Below are 728 nucleotides of genomic sequence, written 5' to 3'. Positions count from 1 at the left end.
GACGAAAGAACTGGCCCAACGCGCGCGAGGCCCGACTCGACGCCTTCCGATGGCGGAACCGCTACAACACCCGACGCCGCCACTCCCACCTCGGACAACGATCACCGATCGCCTTCGCGAACGCCCTCCAACTCACACCAACTACGCTGGTGCCAGCCGGTGTTCAGAATTCGGGGTCAAGGCCCCTTCCAACATTCTCCCAGGCCACCCATCTCTACAACCTTGCAATACACGGACGCCCCCTTCAAGGCGCAGGGGCGAGAACCGGCGGTCGACGATGCCCGGGAGAGTCGGGGGATGTTTCGACCGGCATGCCGTTTTCCCCGCTCCCCGAGCAGTCCGTCGAAGGCACCCCGCCCCTCGCTGTCGGCCTCCGGTATGAAGTGAGCATAGTAACCGAGGGTGATCGCGGGCGAGGAGGGCCCGAGCCCCGCGCCGGCCACCTCCGGGACGTCACGGACAGCCTCCTGGGGCGTGGGGAAAACAGGGGCAATGGATAACCCCGGAGTTATCCGCCCATGCGCAGCTGACGATTGTTCGTCCCTTTCCCCCGGCACATCCTGTTACGGGTCCTTCTCCGAGAAGGGCATCCAGCCCGGGCGTCGCACGCGCATCGCGCGCCGCTCGCGGGTGGTCGACCGATGAAAGGGAACGCGATGAGAACCAAGATATGGACCGCGCTCGCTCTGCCCCTCCTTGCCGTCTCGGCCACCATGGTCTCGGCTCCC

Origin of the sequence: Streptomyces sp. NRRL WC-3549 (assembly GCF_000721935.1) — a bacterium.
Classification (GTDB): domain Bacteria; phylum Actinomycetota; class Actinomycetes; order Streptomycetales; family Streptomycetaceae; genus Streptomyces.
The sequence above is the reverse complement of the archived record's forward strand: the minus strand, read 5'-3'. Positions refer to the sequence as shown.